Below are 16,847 nucleotides of genomic sequence, written 5' to 3' on the forward strand. Positions count from 1 at the left end.
CCAACCCCAGGCTCGAACGGAGGGCGCGCGGTGTCCCGGCGGGGCTGGTTGCTGTTCGCCGCGATGTGCGTCATCTGGGGCCTGCCCTACCTGCTGATCAAGGTGGCGGTGCGGGACCTGTCGCCGGCCGCGCTGGTCTTCCTGCGCACCGGCATCGGCGCCCTACTGCTCGTTCCGGTCGCGGCCGGCCGTCGCCAGCTTCGCCCGCTCCTGGCCCGGTGGGGGCCGTTGCTCGCGTTCAGCGCGGTCGAGATCGTCGTCCCCTGGTTCCTGCTGTCCGCCGCGGAACGGCGGCTGTCGAGCTCGCTGTCCGGGTTGCTCGTCGCCGCGGTTCCGCTGGTCGGGGTCGTCCTCGCCCGGGCCACTGGCGCGCGGGATCGGATAGGCCCGAGCCAGCTCGCCGGCCTGGTGCTCGGCCTGTTCGGGGTCTCGGCGCTGGTCGGATTCGACGTCGGCGCGGCCGATCTCGGGTCGGTCGGGGAGATCGCCGTGGTGGTCGTCGGATACGCGACCGGTCCGTGGCTGTTCTCCCGGTACCTGGCCGATCTGCCCAGCCTGGGGGTGGTCGCGGCTTCGCTGCTGATCGCCGCGCTGGTCTACGCGCCGTTCGGATTGACCGAGCTGCCCGCGCGGTGGCCGTCGGCGCACGTCGCGGGCGCGGTCGTCGTGCTCGCGGTGATCTGCACGGCGCTCGCATTCATGGTCTTCTTCGCGCTGATCGCCGAGGTCGGTCCGGTCCGCGCGACCGTCATCACCTACGTCAACCCGGCGGTCGCCGTCGTCCTCGGCGTCGGCCTGCTCGGCGAGTCCTTCACCACCGCGACGGCCGTCGGGTTCCTGCTGATCCTCGCCGGCTCGGTGCTCGCGACCCGGCGCTCCGGCGCGATCAGGTCCGACGGTGGAAATCGTGCGGGTCGCTCCGGTAGTCCTGGCCGGTCGGGCTGGTCCAGGTCAGGGTGGCCTCGGCGCCCCCGCGCAGCTTCCAACCACCCAGGTGCACCGCGGCATGATGCCGCCCGCACAGGCTGACCAGGTTGTCCCGGCTGGTCGCACCGCCCCGGGCCCACCAGCGCATATGGTGCGGTTCGCAGGAGGTCGCCGCCCGGGCGCAGCCGGGGAACCGGCAGGTCCCGTCCCGCGCCGCGACGTAACCCCGTAACCGCAGGTCGGGGTCGCGGCGGCTCCGGCCCAGGTCGAGCAGCTTCCCGTCGACCGGGTCGACCAGCAGCCGGCTGAACCACCCGGCGGTGCAGGCGACCTGCTCCGTCGTCTCGGCACCGATCGGGCCGAAGCCACCGAGATCGCCCGGTTCGCGGGAGCTGCCGAACAAGGTGTCGGCACCGACCACGACCTGCACGGTGGCGGCCACCCGCGGGCTGCCGTCCGGTCTTTGCAGGATGAGCTCGACGAACGCGTCGGCCCGGCGCTCCTCGACGCTGCGGCCGTCCTCGGGCCCGGACCGGCCCGCGTGGGCCTCCACCGCCGCCTCGATCGAGGCGAGCGTGACCTGGTCGAGCTCGGCGTGCAGCAGCCCGAGGCTCCGATCGGTCCAGAACCGCGGCTGCGGCTGCCAGGGCTCGGGGATGAACTCCGTCGGGGCGATCACCGCGGGGGTGACCCGGAGCACAGCCCGGCGCAGGATCCGGGTCAGCCGGCCCGGGGTGCATCGGCGGGCCCGGTCCATCGTCTCCTCCGCGATCGCGGCGGCCACCGGGCCCGGCACGCCGGCCAGCTCCAAACCGAACGTCGACGCGTGCCCCCAGCCGATCTCCCCCGCCGCCAGCGCCTTGGCCACCGGCGGCAACCGGTCCAGCGTCTGGGCGAAGTCGAGGCGGTTGCCCATGCTCCGCACCGAGATCCGGATCCGGGTGGCCATCTGCAACTCGCCGGCGTCCGGGAAGATCTCGTCCCCGAGCCGCCGCTCGGCCCGCAGTTGCCAGCTCGCCGCGGACGCCGACACCCACGACGCCAGCCGCTCCCAGGCGGCGACCCCGTCGAGGAGCTCGGCGTCGGACACGCGCTCGGGGTCCGCGCCGGCAAGCAGCGCGGCCAGCTCCGGACCCGGCATCCCCTCGAACATGTGTTCGACTCTACCACACGTCACCGACGGCAAACGGACCCAACCACAGGTTGTGGGAACCCTGTGGTCCCCCGGCACGGCGACCGTTAGGCTTCGCGCTCGTGGCCAACGTGCTGACCCCGCAGGACGAGGACTTCCCTCGCTGGTACCAGGACGTGGTGGCCAAGGCCGAGCTGGCCGAGCCCGGACCGGTGCGCGGCACGATGGTGATCCGGCCCACCGGCTACGCCCTGTGGGAGCGCACCCAGGCGGAGATGGACGCCCGGATCAAGGCCGCCGGTGCGGAGAACGCCTACTTCCCGCTGTTCATCCCGGAGAGCTACCTGCGCCGGGAGGCCCAGCACGTCGAGGGCTTCGCCCCCGAGCTGGCGGTCGTCACCCACGCCGGCGGCAAGCAACTCGAAGAACCGATCATCGTCCGGCCGACCAGCGAAACCGTGATCGGCGAGTACTTCGCGAAGTGGATCCAAAGCTACCGGGACCTGCCGCTGCTGATCAACCAGTGGGCCAACGTGGTGCGCTGGGAGCTTCGACCCCGGATCTTCCTGCGGACCACAGAGTTCCTCTGGCAGGAGGGCCACACGGCGCACGCCAGCGAGGCGGAGGCCTCCGCGTACGCCCGCCGGATCCTGCACGAGGTGTACGAGGACTTCATGGTCGCGGTCCTCGCGCTGCCGGTCGTCGCGGGGCGCAAGACCGACCGGGAGCGGTTCGCCGGGGCGAGCACCACGCTGACCCTCGAGGCGATGATGCGCGACGGCAAGGCGCTCCAGATGGGAACGAGCCACGAGCTCGGGCAGAACTTCTCCCGGGCCTTCGACATCGACTTCCTCGGACCGGACGGCGGTCGGGAGCTCGCCTGGACCACCTCCTGGGGCTCGTCCACCCGGATGATCGGCGGCGTGATCATGGGCCACGGGGACGACCACGGGCTCCGCCTTCCGCCGGCGCTGGCCCCGGTCCAGGCGCTGGTCATGGTGGTGCGCGACGGGGACGGCGTCGGCGCGGCCGCACACCGGCTCGCCGACGACCTCCGGGCGGCCGGCGTCCGCACCCGGCTCGACGAGCGGGCCGACCTGGCCTTCGGGCGCCGGGCGATCGACGCGGAGCTGAAGGGCGTGCCGGTCCGGGTGGAGGTCGGCCCGCGGGAGCTGGCCGCCGGCGAGGCGACGCTCGCCCGCCGGGTGTCGCGGGACAAGGGCCCGGTGGCGCTGGCCGGGGCGGCCCGGGCCGTCGTCGATGCGCTGGCCGAGGACCAGCGGGCGCTCTACGACGAGGCCTTGCGCCGGCGCGAGCAGCGAACCGTCGACGTCGCCTCGGTCGACGAGGCCATCGCCGCGGCCGGCACCGGATGGGCCCGCCTGCCCTGGTCCGCCGTGGGGGAGGCCGGCGAGACGACACTCAACGCGCAGGGCGTCAGCGTGCGCTGCCTGGTCCGGCTGGACGGCTCGGTGCCGGACAGCCCGGCCGAGCCCGACCTGGTCGCCTACACCGCCCGCGCCTACTGAACGTCCGATATCGTCGGATCCGGCAGAGCCGGGCAGCCAGCAACGGGGAGAAGAGATGGGCTCGAAAGACAAGGGTGGCCGGGAGAGCCGAAAGCCCAAAGCGAACAAGAAACCGAAGCCGCCGATCAAATCCACCGTGGTCCCGACGACCGTCCGACCAGCAGCGACCCCGGACAAGTAGGTTGCCCGCAGCCACCGTTCGCGGGCCGTCCGCGGTGGGGCGGGGGCCTCGTAAAGGGGAAAGAACGGAAGGAAACGACACCAAATCCGCGTTGACACCGTGCGCGGAGTGGTTGGATCGGGCGTCGACATGGAGGGGACGCATGGGGCCCGACAAGGGCGACGAGGGCGGGTTCTTCGCCGACGGCATCGGGGTCGGCGCGGTCCGCGAGCTGGCGGCTCGGGCGATCGACCGGCGCCAGCTCCTGGCGTCCCTGGTCCTGCTCGCCGGAGTCGGGTCGGCCCTGCGCGGCATCCACGAGCCGAGCCACGACATGCTCGCGGTGGCGGCGGGCGGAGTTCTCGTCGCGAGGGGGGTCCTGCTCGGCCGGCCGCTGCGCGCCCGGCACGCGCTGATCGCCGTCGCCTTCCTGATCGCCGGGACCGCGGCGGACCTGGCCGGCCGTGACCTCGTGGCCTGGATCGCCACCGGCCTCGCCGGCGCGGTCGCCGTGCTGCCGTCGGGCCCGCCGCCGAGCGGCGGGGCGGAGCAGCGCGACCGGATCTGGCGGCTCGTCGAACGCACCCAGGGCGACACCCTCGCGCCGTTCGCGCTGCGCTCCGACAAGACCTACGTCTTCGCCCCGGACGGGCGGGCGGCGGTCGCCTACCGGGTGCGGTTCGGGACCGCCGTGGTCTCCGGCGACCCGGTAGGGGCGCTCGATTCGCAGGCCGAGGCGCTGGACGCGTTCTTCGCCCACGCCGCGGCGAACGGGTGGCGGACCGCGGTCCTCGGGGTCAGCGAGCGGCGGATCGGACTGTGGCGGTCCCGGGGCTACTGGGCGCTGAGCGTCGGCCGCGAGGTGCTGATCGACGTCCCCCGGTTCAGCCTGCTGGGCCGCAGGTTCCGCAACCTCCGGCAGGCGGTGCAGCGGACGAGGAACGCGGGGGTGCGGACGGAGGTTGTGGCCGAAGCGGACCTCGACCCCGGACTGCGTGCCGAACTCGAGAACGTGGTGCGCCACGCCCGCGGCGGCAGCCAGGTCCGGGGCTTCACGATGATCCTCGACCACCTGCTCGACGGGACGCACCCCGGCACGCTGATCTGCCTGGCCCGCGATCGGACCGGGCGGGTGGTCGGCTTCCAGCGGTTCGCCAGCGCCGACCGCGGTCGCGAGCTGTCGCTGGACGTGCCGTGGCGGCTGCCGGGTTCCCCGAACGGGATCGACGAGCGGCTGGCCGTGGACATGGTCGCGTGGGCCGCGGAGCACGGCGCGGCCCGGCTCTCGCTGGCCTTCGCCCCGTTCCCGGACCTGTTCGCGATCCGCCACCGGACCGGGCTCCAGCGACTCGCGCACTGGGGGGTGCACCGGTTCGACGCAGTGATCCGTTTGGAATCGCTGTACCGGTTCCTCCGCAAGTTCCACGCCATGGGACAGAACCGCTACGTCGCGCTGCGACCGCGCGAGCTGCTCTGGGTGGCGCTCGCCATGCTCACACTCGAGTTCGTGCCGCACCGGACTATCGCCCGACGACGGAGAGCCTGACTATGGAAGTGCAACTCGGTGACGTGTCGATCGACTACCAGATCGACGGTGCCGGCGAGCCGGTCCTGCTGCTGTGCGGCCTCGGGATGCCCGCACTGGCCTGGCAGATGACCGCCGTGCCGGCGCTGACCGCCGCCGGCTACCAGGCCGTGACCTTCACCAACCGGGGAATGGCCCCGTCCGGGTCCCCGCCGGGCCCCTACACGGTTGCGGACCTGGCCGCCGACGCGGCCGCGCTCATCGAGCATCTCGACCTGGCGCCGTGCCGGCTGCTCGGGATCTCGCTGGGCGGTTTCATCGCCACGACCCCTGGCCCGGACGCGACCCGACCTGGTCCGCTCGCTGGTCCTGCTGGCCAGCGCCGGTCGGACCACCGCCTACTGCCGACTGCTCGCCGAGGCCGAGCGGGACGTGATCCGCGCAAGCCCGTCGCCGCAGCGCTTCGAGCTGGCGTCCGACGTCACCCTAGCCCTGCCGCCGACGGTCCTCCAGAACGACGACGCCATGGTCCTGGAGACCGCCGAGCTGCTCGGGCTGCGGGAGGGCTGGGTCGACCCGGGGCGGCGCGGCCAGTACGAAGCCTCCTGGTCCTGGCTGCTCGACGGCCCGCCGCCGGACCGGTACCGCGGCCTGACCCAGCCCTGCCTCGTCGCCGCCTTCGAGCTCGACCTGCTCTTCCCGCCACGCGTCGGGCGCGAGGCGGCGGCGGAGATCCCGCGCGGCGAGTTCGTCGAGATCCCCGGCACCACGCACGGCGGGCTTTTCGATGCCGCGGAGATGATCAACGGCGTGGTCCTGGAGTTCTTCGCCCGGCACTGACCGCCCCTTTTTCTCAACGAGACACCCCCCGGCCGGCGTGCCTGCGACTGCCCACCACCGGGTCGGCGAGCAGCCCGAGGGCGTCCAGGACGAACCGGGCCTCGTCGACGCTTCCCGCCCGGCCGCAGACCAGCAGCGCGACCCGCCGTCGGGTCTCCGCGGAAACCGGCGGGACATCGGTGAGCCAGACCTCCCGCTGCTGGCGGTGGGCTGCCCGGCGACAGGCGAGGCTGCGGGCGGTTGCGGTCATCATGGCCGCACTTTGCGCGCGGAAGCTGAGCCGCAGCTGAAGCCCAGATCTGCGTCCGGTAAACAAAACGGTGGTGTTCCGCACCCACCGGCTGGTAGGACCGACAGGTGACGGGATTGACGATCGGGCGGGTCGCCGACCGGGTCAGCGCCGAGGACTGGCACCGGGTGGTCGCGGCCAGCCACCGGGCGGACTACGTCGCGCTGCCGGCCGATCCGGTCGAGGAGCTCCTGCCGCTGCTCGGCGGGTCCGCCGCCGGTGAGCGGGTCGAACTGTGGCTCGGCCGGGTCGATGCCGAGCCGGTGGCCGCGGTGGACCTCCGATTCCCGACCCACGACAACCCGGACGGCGCGACCCTCGAGCTGTTCGTCCATCCCGACCGGCGCCGCCTCGGCCATGGCCGCGACGTGCTGCGCCACGTGCTGGGCCGGGTCTCCAACGCGGGGCGGCGGAAGCTGTTCGCCGACGTCGCCGAAACGCCCGCCACCCCCGCACCCGGCTCGCGGCTGGCTCACCGGGCCGGGGCCCGGCCGGTCCTCGCCGAGGTCCGCCGGATGCTCGACCTGACCGAACTGAGCGCCGAGCGGCTGGCCGGGCTGCGCGAGCGCGCGGCGGCCGCGGCCAGCGGGTACACCGTCGTGGCGTGGGTCGACCGGGCCGCGGGGTCCGACCTCGAGGACCTGGCCAAGCTGAAGTCCCGGATGAGCACCGATGCCCCGCTCGGCGAGATGGCCTGGGAGCCGGAGGCCTGGGACGCCGCCCGCTACCGGGCCGGCGAGGACCTGGCGATCGCCCAGGGTCGCCGCCGGCTGGCGACCGCGGTTCGTTGCGAAGCGACCGGACGGCTGGTCGGGTACACCGACATCGGAATCAACCCGCGCCAACCCGACGTCGGCTACCAGTGGGACACGATCGTGCGCGCGGAGCACCGCGGGCACCGGCTCGGCCTGTTGCTCAAGACGGCCAACCTCCAGCTGCTCGGCCGCGAGGTGCCGGCCGCCCGTTCGCTCAACACCTGGAACGCGGCGAGCAACACGTACATGATCGAGATCAACGACCTGCTGGGTTTCCGGCCGGTGGACCGTTGGCAGACCTGGGAGCTGGAGCTGCCGGCCGGTCAGTAGATGTGCCGCCGGCGCAGCCGCCGGGGGCGGCCGTCGGGGTCGTAGATCCCCCGGTAGAGCGGGGTCGCCCACAGCCGGGTGAGCGCGCCGACCGGTGGCTCCGGCAGGGGGCGCAGACGGCCGGGCGGGCGCTCACCGGTCCGCCCGGCGGCATGCCAGGCCTCGAGGTCCCGAGCGGCCACGGTGAACGCCTCGAACGCGGCACGTGGGTCGCGGAGGTCATCGACGTCGCCGGGCGACCGGCCGAGGTGTTCCGCGGCGAGCGCGAGCCGCAACTCGCCGGCGAAGCCGCCGCCGAGCACGGCGGCGCTCAGCTCCGAGTCGTGGCTCCACGAGCGCCGGTTGAAGTTGTCCGAACCCACCGCCGCCCAGGTGTCGTCGACGACGCACACCTTGGCGTGCACGTAGACCGGGGTGCCCTGCGGGTTCTCCGGGCCGTAGAAGGCGACCCGCGCGCCCCCCGCGGCTCGGATCAGCGCCAGGGCAGCCTGCCGGCCGATGACGTTGGGCGGGTAGGAGATCCGCCCGTCCTCGTCCGGGTGCGGCGGCAGGACCGCGATCAGCCGCAGCTGCGGGCTGGCGGTCAGGGCCTCGGCGAATACCTCCGCGACCGGACGGGACCACAGGTACTGATCCTCCAGGTAGATCAGGCGTTCGGCCTTCGCGAACGCCTTGCGGTAGCTGCGGGCGATGCTTCGCTCGCCCTGCGGCGCGAAGGCGTAGCCGCCGAGGCGGCGCGGGTAGCTGCGCAGGATCTGCACGCTGGCGCCCCCGGCCGGGGGTGGGTCGGGCAGCTGCGGCGGCAGGGGCCGGGCCCGACGGTCGATCCGCCGCAGCCGGTCGGCGATTCGGTGCGCCGGGTTCCGGCTGAGCGGTTGCGGGTCGTCCCAGCGTTCCCGGAAGCTGGCCTCGACGTCGCCGACGGCCGGCCCGGACACGGCGATCTGCACGTCGTGCCAGGGTGGAGTCGGCCCGTAGACCGCCGCCATCGGTTGGCGCTGCGGATCGCCGCCGTGCCCGGCGTCGTCGCGGCGGCTGTGCGCCAGATCGATCCCGCCGACGAACGCCACGTCGGCCCCCGGGCGGCCGGGGTGGCGAAGCACGACGAACTTCTGATGGTGCGACCCGCCGGTGCGGACCCGCATGTCCAGGAGGCACTGCCCACCAGCGGCCTCGATCTCCTCGCCCAGATGCCGGTTCTCCGAGGCGGAGAAGGCCAGCCGGTCCAGATGCGAGCGCCACACCAGCCCGCGGACATTGACCCCCCGCTCGGCGGCCTCGCAGAGCACCCGGGAAATCTCCGTCGCCGGCTCGCCGGTCAACGATTCGTCGGGGTCCCCCCGCCAGTCGGTGAACAGCAGCAGATCACCGGCCCGCATCTCGGTGACCGCCCGGAACAGCTCCGCGAAGTACGTCCCGCCATGGATCAGCGGGCGAACCAGGTTGCCGTCCGACCAGGCGCGGCCGTCGCCGCGACGGGCGTCGATCCGGGTTCCCGGGTTCCCCCGCTCACCGGGGGCGAGGAACCAGTCGGTCAGCGCCACGCCGGGCCTCTACCCGTTCGGAACCGGACCAGCCGACCACATCCGGGGCCGAGGCCGGACCAGGCGCCGTCGGGGAGGTCGATGACGGCCAGCCCGGCGGTCGGGTAGCCCGCGGCCAACGCACGCGCCGGCGGGCGGCGATCCTCACCGATCAGGAACAGCGCGAGGTCCTGGACGCCGGGGTTGTGCCCGAGGAGCAGGACGGAGCCGGTGTCGTCGTCGATCTCCCGCAGCGCGGCGACGAGTGTCTCCAGGCCGGCCCCGTAGATGGCGGGATCGAAGCGCGTTGCGGGCGAAGCCGCGAACCCGGGCGCCACGTCGGCGAGGGTCTGCCGGGTGCGCAATGCGGTCGAGCAGACAACCAGCTCCGGCGACACCCCGCTGGCCCGGAACTCGCCGGCCAGCGCGGCCGCGGCCCGCCGGCCGCGCGGCGAGAGCGGGCGCTCGTGGTCAGCCAACTCCGCGTCGCCCCAGCTCGACTTCGCATGGCGGAGCAGGTACAGGGTGCGGGTCAGCTCGACTCCCCTCGCTCCGGACCGAGGCTACCGTCGTCCGGCGAGCGGCCGCCGCGGTCATGTGGCAGGGTGGCGGTCCGCCCGGGTTCGAATGGGACAGGCAGCACACTTGAGCGTCGACCAACCGCGGATGGCGCTTCTCGACGGAGCGTTCTACGCCGACGACCCGCAGCGGGCGTACGCGTGGATGCGCGACCAGGGCCCGGTGTGGTTCGACGACTCGAGCGGCGCCTGGGGGGTTGCCGGCTACGCGGCCGTGGTCGCCGCGTCAACCAAGCCGGCGCTGTTCTCGAGTGCCGGTGGGGCCCGGCCGGCGACCGGCCCGATGCCCTTCATGATCGACATGGACGACCCGGCGCACGGTCAGCGACGGCGCCTCGTCAGTCGCGGTTTCACCCCGCGCCAGGTCGCGGCCCGCGCCCCCCGGATCCGCCAGATCTGCGACGCGCTGATCGACCGCGTGTGCGACCGCGGCGAGTGCGATCTGGTGCACGAGCTGGCGGCGCCGTTGCCGCTGATCGTGATCGGGGACCTGCTCGGGGCCCGGCCGGAGGACCGGGCCGACCTGCTGCGCTGGTCGGACGCGATGGTCGCCAGCCAGTCGGCGACCACCGAGGACGTGACGGCGGCCGCCGGCCGCGCGTTCGGCGAGTACTACGACTACGCGCGCCGGGTGATCAGCGAGCGGCGCGAGCATCCGACCGACGATCTGATCGGGGTGCTCGCCGGGGCCGAGATCGACGGGCAGCAACTCGGCGAGAACGAACTGGCCTACGAGCTGCTCCTGCTCCGGGTGGGCGGTGACGAGACCACCCGGCACGTCATCGCCGGCGGCATGGAGCAGCTGCTGCGCCGGCCCGACCTGCGGGACCGGCTGAGCGCCGAGCCCGGGCTCCTCCCCGGCGCCGTGGAGGAGATGCTGCGGTGGGTCTCGCCGGTGAAGACGATGGCCCGCACGGTGACCTCGGACCTGGAGTTCTTCGGTGCGCCGTTGCGGGCCGGGCAGCAGGTGATCCTGCTCTACGAGGCGGCCAACTTCGACGACACGCACTTCCCCGATCCGCACCGGTTCGACATCAGCCGCTCCCCCAACGACCACCTGGCGTTCGGGGTCGGCAGCCACTTCTGCCTCGGGGCCAGCCTGGCTCGGCTGGAGATCCGCATCCTCGTCGAACAACTGCTCGCCAGGCTGCCCGACATCCAGCTCAGCGACGGCGCGGTCCTGCCGCGCCGGCCGAACAGCTTCGCCAGCGGTGTGGAACACGTCCCGGTGCGGTTCACGCCGGCCCGCGCACTCGGGGTCCCCCTCGACGCTGAGCCCGCCCGGTAGCCCGCCTGTGGACGAACCGGTGGACGAACCGGGTCCGCTGGGGATAACGACGGGCATCCTGTGGACATCATGTGGACGGCCCCGAAAATCATGAGATTGCTTGCGAAAAGCCCTTGTGCGGCGGGCGGGCATCCACTACAACTTGCACCTGTCACCGGAAACGGAGACCGAGCCGGGGGCGACTCCGGAACGCAGGAAGCGCCGGGCAACCGGCGCATCAGGTGGGTCTCCGAAGCCGGTGATGGGTAGCGCAACGCACGGCCGCCGAGCGATCGGCACGCCGGTGCAGCGCTACGAGCGAGGCCCCTCCATCTCATACATGGAGGGGCCTCGCACCATTTTGCCGAACATGCCGCCGTTTCGTCGTCGCGACACGACGGGGTCGGGGCGGTAAATCTGGTCCGGTCGGCAGGACATCCGGGTGCCTCCGGAGAAGAGGGTGCGTCAAGCGGCCGCTTCCGAGGGAGACGCCATGCGCGGATCGACTGTTCGCCTCGTTCTCGTCGCCGGTCTCGTCGCCACCGGCCTGCCGATCGTCGCGTACGGCGCGGCGCCGAGCAGCGACGCGACGACGTACACGACCTACCAGGACGTCGCCATCCCGATGAGCGACGGCGTGACTATCTCGGCGAACGTGTTCGTCCCGACCAAGGGCTGCCCGTGCCCGACGGTGTTGAGCCAGACCCCGTATCGCAAGTCGACGACGCCCGACGTGTTTCCGAGCCACGGCTACGTCGAGGTCGTCACCGACGTCCGCGGCACGGGTTCCTCGGGCGGGTACTGGGACGTGTTCAGTTCCCGGGAACAGCGGGACGGCGCCGAGGTGGTGCGCTGGATCACCCGGCAGAAGTGGTCGAACGGCCGGATCGGCACCTACGGCGGCAGCTATCTGGGGATCAACCAGTTCCTGACCGCGGAGCAGCCGGGGACGAGCGCGATCAAGGCGATGTTCCCGATCATCCCGATGTCCGACGCGTACCGCGACGTCACGTGGAGCGGCGGCGCGTGGGATTCCTCGTTCATGTCGTGGTGGTACGCCCTGGTCACCGGGGAGTCGCTCGAGCCGGCCGACAACGCGAGCACACAACCGCAGGTGGCTCTCAACACCGAGTCGCAGCACCTGGTCGACGTCTACTCCTACACCGCACCCGACCTCGCCGGAAACCTGCTCGGGGCCTACCAGCACGCGCTGTGCCAGGCCACTGGCGGTTCCGCCTTCTCCTGCAACTACCGCGACTCGGCATACGACAGCGCCCGGTACCGGCTGAGCTCACCGATCGATCGGATCGCCAACATCCACGTGCCTACCTTCATCATGGGTGGGACCTACGACATCTTCCAGCGCGGCGAGCCCGCGCTCTACAAGGCGCTCAACCTGCCGCCGAGCGAGAAGAAACTGATCCTCGGACCCTGGTACCACGTCACCGCCGGGACCGGGCTGCCCGCCAGGGACGTGACCGGCCGCGTCATCCCGGACAGCAACTATCTCGCGCTGGCCTGGTTCGACCGCTGGCTGAAGGGCAAGCACAACGGCATCGACGCCTTCCCATCGGTGGAGACCTACGTGCTCGGCCTGGACAAGTGGGTGCCGAACCGGTCGTTCCCGATGGCCGGCACCACCTACCACAGCTGGTACCTGTCGCCGGGGACCTCCGGATCCGGCGCGAACTCGCTGCACGACGGTTCGCTTGCCGCGGTGATGCCGGCCCAAGGGTCCAGCCTGATGCTGCCGTGGCTCCCGGCGAACGACGCCTGCTCACGTCAGACGGTCCAGTGGAGCGCGGGCCTGTCCGCGCTCGCCGTGCCCGGGACCCCCTGCGAGCAGGACAACCGCCAGAACGAGGCCCAATCGCTCACGTTCACCACCCCGGCGATGTCGCGCAACTACACGCTGTCCGGGCCGATGGATCTGCACCTGTTCACGAGCTCCCTGGCGAGCGACACCTCGCTGACCGCGGTTGTCACCGACGTCGCCCCCGATGGCACGTCGACCTCGATCACCGGGGGGTCGCTGATCGCGTCGGAGCGGGCGGTCACCACGACCCCCTGCGGGGCGCGGACCGAGTACTGCTCCGTGTACGCCGGCGGGCAGATCATCGAACCGTGGCACCCGTACACCTATGACGCCCAACAGCCGCTGGAGCCCAACATCGGCTACGACCTCCAGATCGAGATCTTCCCCACCACGGCGATGATCGCGAAGGGCCACCGGATCCGGGTCGTCGTGATGAGCGGGGACAGTCCGCACCGGCTGGACACCGCCTCGACGCTCAGCGGGGAAGCCAACGGCGCCGGGCTGGACACGCTCTACTTCGGTCCGGGCTATCCGAGCCGGCTCTACCTGGGTGTCGCGCCGCTCAGCTAGCCCTCCGCGCGGCGGGCGCCGGGCGGCGCGGGCCCGACGGCCGGCCGGCGGGGACCGCGACCACCGCCGTTCCGGAGGTCGCGACTTCCCGCACCGCCCGATGCCCCGGTCCGACCGCGGTCGAGGTAGCGGTCACCCCGGCGCGGTCGAACCGGGCGGCCGCGTCGCGGACCTGCTCCGGGAGCAGCAGCGACAGGACGACGCCGGACGCGCCGGCCCGCGCGGTGCGGCCCGAGCGGTGCAGGTAGTCCTTGTGGTCGGCGGGCGGGTCGACGTGGACGACGAGGTCGATGTCGTCGACGTGGATCCCGCGGGCGGCGACGTCGGTCGCGACGAGCACCCGGACCCGGCCGGCCGCGAACGCGTCGAGCGCCCGCTGCCGAGCGCCTTGGGCCAGGTTGCCGTGGATGGCCGCGGCCTCGACGCCGGCCCGGCCGAGCTGCTTGGCCAGCCGGTCGGCGCCGTGCTTGGTGCGGACGAACAGCAGCGTGCGACCGGGCCGGGCCGCGACCTCGGCGGCAATCGCGACCTTGTCCTCGGCACGCAGGGTGAAGGCGCGGTGGTCCATCGTCTCGATCGGCGTCGAGGCGGGCGCGACGGCATGCACCGCCGGATCGGTCAGGTAGGTGCGGACGAGCCGGTCGACACCGCGGTCGAGGGTGGCGGAGAACAGCAGTCGTTGCGCGTCGCGGCGGGTCATGTCGAGCAGCTTGGTCACTGCGGGCAGGAAGCCGAGGTCGGCCATGTAGTCCGCCTCGTCGAGAACGCTGACCGACACTTCGTCGAGTCGGCATTCGCGCTGCTCGATCAGGTCGAGTAGCCGGCCCGGTGTCGCGACGACGATGTCCACGCCACGGCGCAGCGCGGCGATCTGCCGGCCCATGGATGCGCCGCCGTAGACCGCGGCGATGCGGATGTCCACCGGCTGCCCCAGCGGGGCGAGGACGGTCGTGACCTGGTTCGCCAGCTCCCGGGTCGGGACCAGCACCAGTCCGCGCGGCGCGCCGGGGCGCCGCGATCCGCCGGCCAGGCGGGCGAGCAGCGGCAGGCCGAACGCGAGCGTCTTGCCGGAACCGGTCTGCGCTCGGCCCAGCACGTCCCGCCCGGCGAGCGCATCAGGCAGCGTGCGGGCTTGGATCGGGAACGGCGCACCGATCCCGGCCCGCTCGAGGGCGGTCACCAGGCGCTGCGGCAAACCGAGGCCGGCGAAGCTCCGGGCTTCGGGAGCCGGGGCGGCGAGAGCGGCGTCGAGCGCGCGCTCGAGATCGCTCTCCGGCTGCCGGCGCACGGTTGGTCTGTGACGTTGGGAAGAACGGGACAAGAGAAACTCCATCTGGTGCCGGCCGCGGTACTTGGACAGCGGCACGATCGGGGCGGGCGATCCCGCCCCGTACGGGGCACGTCACAGAAGCGACCTCGCGGGCGGCTCGCCCGCGGGAGTGCGACGGCGATCTGGCCGCCGCCTTGCCTACAACCTAGCAGGTACCGATGCGGTTCCTGCCTCATGCCAGACTGAGCGGGCCCACCAGAGGAGGCCTCGGGATGGCAGGCGACGGATTTCGCGGTTGGTTGAGCCAGCGGCGAGCAGCCCGTTCGGCCAGAGCCGAGACGGCCCTCGCGGCGGAGGCGTCCCGGGCGCACGATCCGCATCCGCTGGCCAGCCTCGATCCAAAACTCGGGCTCGTCGCCGGGCAGCGGCTGGGCATGCAGGGTCTGACCGGGACCCCGACCCACACCGACTGGTCGGGCGACTAGTCGGCACCGGCAGCGTCGGCTCGGGCCCGCCAGTCGGCGGTGGTGTTGACCCGCGGAAACGGGGTGTCGGGCACGTCCACGCCGAGCGCCGCGCACAGCGGGGGCCAGCCGTCCTCCGGGTGCCAGACGAGCAGGCGCCGCGGCGGGACCGCCGCCAGCACCTCGGCGTTGTGCCGCTCGTAACCGGCCACCGCCGGGTCGTGTTCGGCCCAGCGCGGGTCAAGTCGCCCGAGCATCTCGGCAGCCATCACCCGCCACTCGGCGAAGGCCGGGTCGGGATCGCCGCCGGTGCGCATGCCCGCGAAGATCGTCTGGTCCGCGCTGCGCCACCACGTCTCGGCGTCGGCCCGCATCGACAGCAACACCAGCGCGTCCGGATTGGCCGCCGCGAGCTCGCGCCAGCAGGCCGCCGCGGGCCAGTCGACCGCGGCCACGTAACCGCCCAGCACCGGCCCCCAGTCGACCGGCTCGCCGCGGTTCGCAGCGGTCCAGGTCGGCACGTGCTCGAGATGCTCGAAGAGCTCGAGCATGTGATAGCAGGGGCCGCCGAGCAACTGTTCGAGGGCCAGCTTGAGCGAGTTGGTCCCGGTCCGGCCGACACCCGCGCCCACGACCTGAAGCATGTTCCCTCCCCCGGGTTCGTCGTCAGCCGCGCTGGAGCGCGAGCACTGGGATCGTGCGGATGCCTGCGGTCTTCTGTGCGTACTCCGCGAACCCGGGGTAGCGGCGGGCCTGCTCCGCGAACACGCGGTCGCGTTCCTCGCCGGTGAGCTCGGTGACGGTCACGTCGTAGCTCTCGCTGCCCACCTCGATCCGGGCGACCCCCGCCGCGACCAGGTTGTGGTACCACCCCGGGTGGGTCGGCGCACCGCCCTTCGAGGCGAAGACGTAGATGGTGCCGGGAGCCCCGTCGGCCGCCAGGTACATCATCGGCGACACGCGATCCCGGCCACTTCGCCGCCCCCGGTGATGCACCAGGACCATCGGCGCGCCCTCGAACGCGCCACCCACCCGGCCTTCGTTCGCCGGGAACTCAGCGATGACCTTCGCGTTCCAGTCGCTCATTTCAGTCACGTCACTCCCCGCTCGCGAGCCGGCAACGCCGAAACGAAGTCCGCCCAGGTCTGATGGCCGGCGGCATGGTCCGGGCAGGTGTGCCGGCCCGCTCGGAACGCGCGGTAGCTGCGCCCCGGCACGCGCAGCGGAACCGTCCGGCGGGGGCGTCCCCGATGCGCCCGCCAGGTCTGGGTCATCGCGCCCAGGGTCAACACCTCCGGTCCGCCGAAGTCCTCGGCTCGGCCAGCCGGATCGCCATGGATCAGCTCTGCGATCCGTTCCGCGACCTCCTCCGCCGCGACCGGCTGGAACGGGAGCACCGTCGGCAGCGGCGCGACCGGCAGTCGCTCCGCGACCCGCAACAGCATCGCCAACAGTTCGTGGAACTGGGTGGCCCGCAGGACCGTGTGCGGCAGGCCGCTCGCCGAGATCTCCTGCTCGCAGCGCAGCTTGCGCCGGTAGTAGGGGAAGGGATGGTCGTCCACGCCGACGATCGAGATGAAGAGCAGATGCCGGCACCCGGCCGCAGTGGCCGCCCCGAGCAGGTGGCGGGTCTGCGCGAGATCCGCCTTGCCGAGACGTCGGGTATCGCTGCCGGCGTGCACGATGAGCTCGGCGCCCGCGACGGCGTCGCCGATCCCGACCCCGCTCGTCAGATCCCCGCGATGCGTCCCGGCGGAGGACCGGGACAGCACGCGCACGTCGTCGCCACGGGCCCGCAGCAGGGGCACGAGCTTGCTCCCGAGTCCACCGGTGCCACCGGTGACCAGCACGACGCTCATGCCGCCATTGTTC

Annotated in this window: 15 protein-coding genes and 1 pseudogene; 8 read left to right on the plus strand and 8 right to left on the minus strand. The window is 72.6% G+C overall.

Annotated elements, in window-relative coordinates; genetic code table 11:
• Positions 1-30: 30 nt before the first annotated feature.
• Positions 31-1,029, plus strand: coding sequence for a DMT family transporter (locus VNG13_03140; GenBank protein ID HVA59517.1), 999 nt, complete (start codon positions 31-33; stop codon positions 1,027-1,029).
• A 115-nt stretch (positions 1,030-1,144) separates the two neighbouring features.
• Here VNG13_03140 and VNG13_03145 read toward each other — a convergent pair.
• Positions 1,145-2,080, minus strand: a pseudogene (locus VNG13_03145) (DUF222 domain-containing protein).
• A 101-nt stretch (positions 2,081-2,181) separates the two neighbouring features.
• Here VNG13_03145 and proS point away from each other — a divergent pair.
• The 3 genes from proS to VNG13_03160 all read left to right on the plus strand — a co-directional run bounded on the left by proS (position 2,182) and on the right by VNG13_03160 (position 6,113).
• Positions 2,182-3,588, plus strand: coding sequence for a proline--tRNA ligase (proS, locus tag VNG13_03150; protein ID HVA59518.1), 1,407 nt, complete (start codon positions 2,182-2,184; stop codon positions 3,586-3,588).
• Between the two features lie 323 nt (positions 3,589-3,911).
• A complete protein-coding gene (locus VNG13_03155) occupies positions 3,912-5,294 on the plus strand; it encodes a phosphatidylglycerol lysyltransferase domain-containing protein (GenBank protein HVA59519.1) in 1,383 nt (460 codons plus the stop codon).
• Positions 5,295-5,501: 207 nt separating this feature from the next.
• On the plus strand, positions 5,502-6,113 hold the full coding sequence (locus VNG13_03160) for an alpha/beta hydrolase (GenBank protein ID HVA59520.1): 612 nt from the start codon (positions 5,502-5,504) through the stop codon (positions 6,111-6,113).
• 13 nt (positions 6,114-6,126) lie between these two features.
• Here VNG13_03160 and VNG13_03165 read toward each other — a convergent pair whose 3' ends face one another.
• Positions 6,127-6,363, minus strand: coding sequence for a hypothetical protein (locus VNG13_03165; GenBank protein ID HVA59521.1), 237 nt, complete (start codon positions 6,361-6,363; stop codon positions 6,127-6,129).
• A gap of 107 nt (positions 6,364-6,470) precedes the next feature.
• Here VNG13_03165 and VNG13_03170 point away from each other — a divergent pair, with 107 nt between their 5' ends.
• Positions 6,471-7,487 (plus strand): GNAT family N-acetyltransferase, encoded by a 1,017-nt coding sequence (locus VNG13_03170; protein ID HVA59522.1) that lies wholly within the window; start codon positions 6,471-6,473, stop codon positions 7,485-7,487.
• Here VNG13_03170 and VNG13_03175 read toward each other — a convergent pair.
• Together VNG13_03175 and VNG13_03180 are read right to left on the minus strand one after the other, a co-directional pair.
• On the minus strand, positions 7,481-9,031 hold the full coding sequence (locus VNG13_03175) for a phospholipase D-like domain-containing protein (protein HVA59523.1): 1,551 nt from the start codon (positions 9,029-9,031) through the stop codon (positions 7,481-7,483). The two genes, VNG13_03170 and VNG13_03175, sit on opposite strands and share 7 nt — an antisense overlap.
• Positions 9,022-9,546 carry a histidine phosphatase family protein gene (locus tag VNG13_03180; GenBank protein HVA59524.1) on the minus strand — a complete coding sequence of 175 codons (525 nt, stop codon included), beginning with the start codon at positions 9,544-9,546 and terminating at the stop codon, positions 9,022-9,024. The genes VNG13_03175 and VNG13_03180 overlap by 10 nt, the downstream gene beginning before the upstream one ends.
• Positions 9,547-9,637: 91 nt before the next feature.
• On the opposite strand from VNG13_03180, the gene VNG13_03185 reads away from it, so the two are divergent.
• Positions 9,638-10,876 carry a cytochrome P450 gene (locus VNG13_03185; GenBank protein ID HVA59525.1) on the plus strand — a complete coding sequence of 413 codons (1,239 nt, stop codon included), beginning with the start codon at positions 9,638-9,640 and terminating at the stop codon, positions 10,874-10,876.
• A 472-nt stretch (positions 10,877-11,348) separates the two neighbouring features.
• Entirely contained in the window at positions 11,349-13,241 is a 1,893-nt protein-coding gene (locus tag VNG13_03190; protein HVA59526.1) for a CocE/NonD family hydrolase, read from the plus strand.
• On the opposite strand, the gene VNG13_03195 is transcribed toward VNG13_03190, so the two are convergent.
• Positions 13,234-14,529: a DEAD/DEAH box helicase gene (locus VNG13_03195; GenBank protein HVA59527.1), complete on the minus strand. Its 1,296-nt coding sequence runs from the start codon at positions 14,527-14,529 to the stop codon at positions 13,234-13,236. The genes VNG13_03190 and VNG13_03195 overlap by 8 nt on opposite strands.
• A 254-nt stretch (positions 14,530-14,783) precedes the next feature.
• Here VNG13_03195 and VNG13_03200 point away from each other — a divergent pair, with 254 nt between their 5' ends.
• Complete coding sequence (locus VNG13_03200) at positions 14,784-14,996, plus strand: hypothetical protein (GenBank protein HVA59528.1); 213 nt, start codon at positions 14,784-14,786, stop codon at positions 14,994-14,996.
• On the opposite strand, the gene VNG13_03205 is transcribed toward VNG13_03200, so the two are convergent.
• The 3 genes from VNG13_03205 to VNG13_03215 are packed head-to-tail and all read right to left on the minus strand — an operon-like array spanning position 14,993 to position 16,834.
• Positions 14,993-15,619 carry a sulfotransferase gene (locus VNG13_03205; protein HVA59529.1) on the minus strand — a complete coding sequence of 209 codons (627 nt, stop codon included), beginning with the start codon at positions 15,617-15,619 and terminating at the stop codon, positions 14,993-14,995. The two genes, VNG13_03200 and VNG13_03205, sit on opposite strands and share 4 nt — an antisense overlap.
• A gap of 22 nt (positions 15,620-15,641) precedes the next feature.
• On the minus strand, positions 15,642-16,070 hold the full coding sequence (locus VNG13_03210; protein ID HVA59530.1) for a nitroreductase/quinone reductase family protein: 429 nt from the start codon (positions 16,068-16,070) through the stop codon (positions 15,642-15,644).
• On the minus strand, positions 16,067-16,834 hold the full coding sequence (locus VNG13_03215; protein ID HVA59531.1) for an NAD(P)H-binding protein: 768 nt from the start codon (positions 16,832-16,834) through the stop codon (positions 16,067-16,069). Before VNG13_03215 ends, VNG13_03210 begins: the two co-directional genes overlap by 4 nt.
• Positions 16,835-16,847 lie beyond the last annotated feature (13 nt).

The sequence above is a fragment of the Mycobacteriales bacterium genome, from assembly GCA_035533475.1.
Classification (GTDB): Bacteria; Actinomycetota; Actinomycetes; order DATLTS01; family DATLTS01; genus DATLTS01.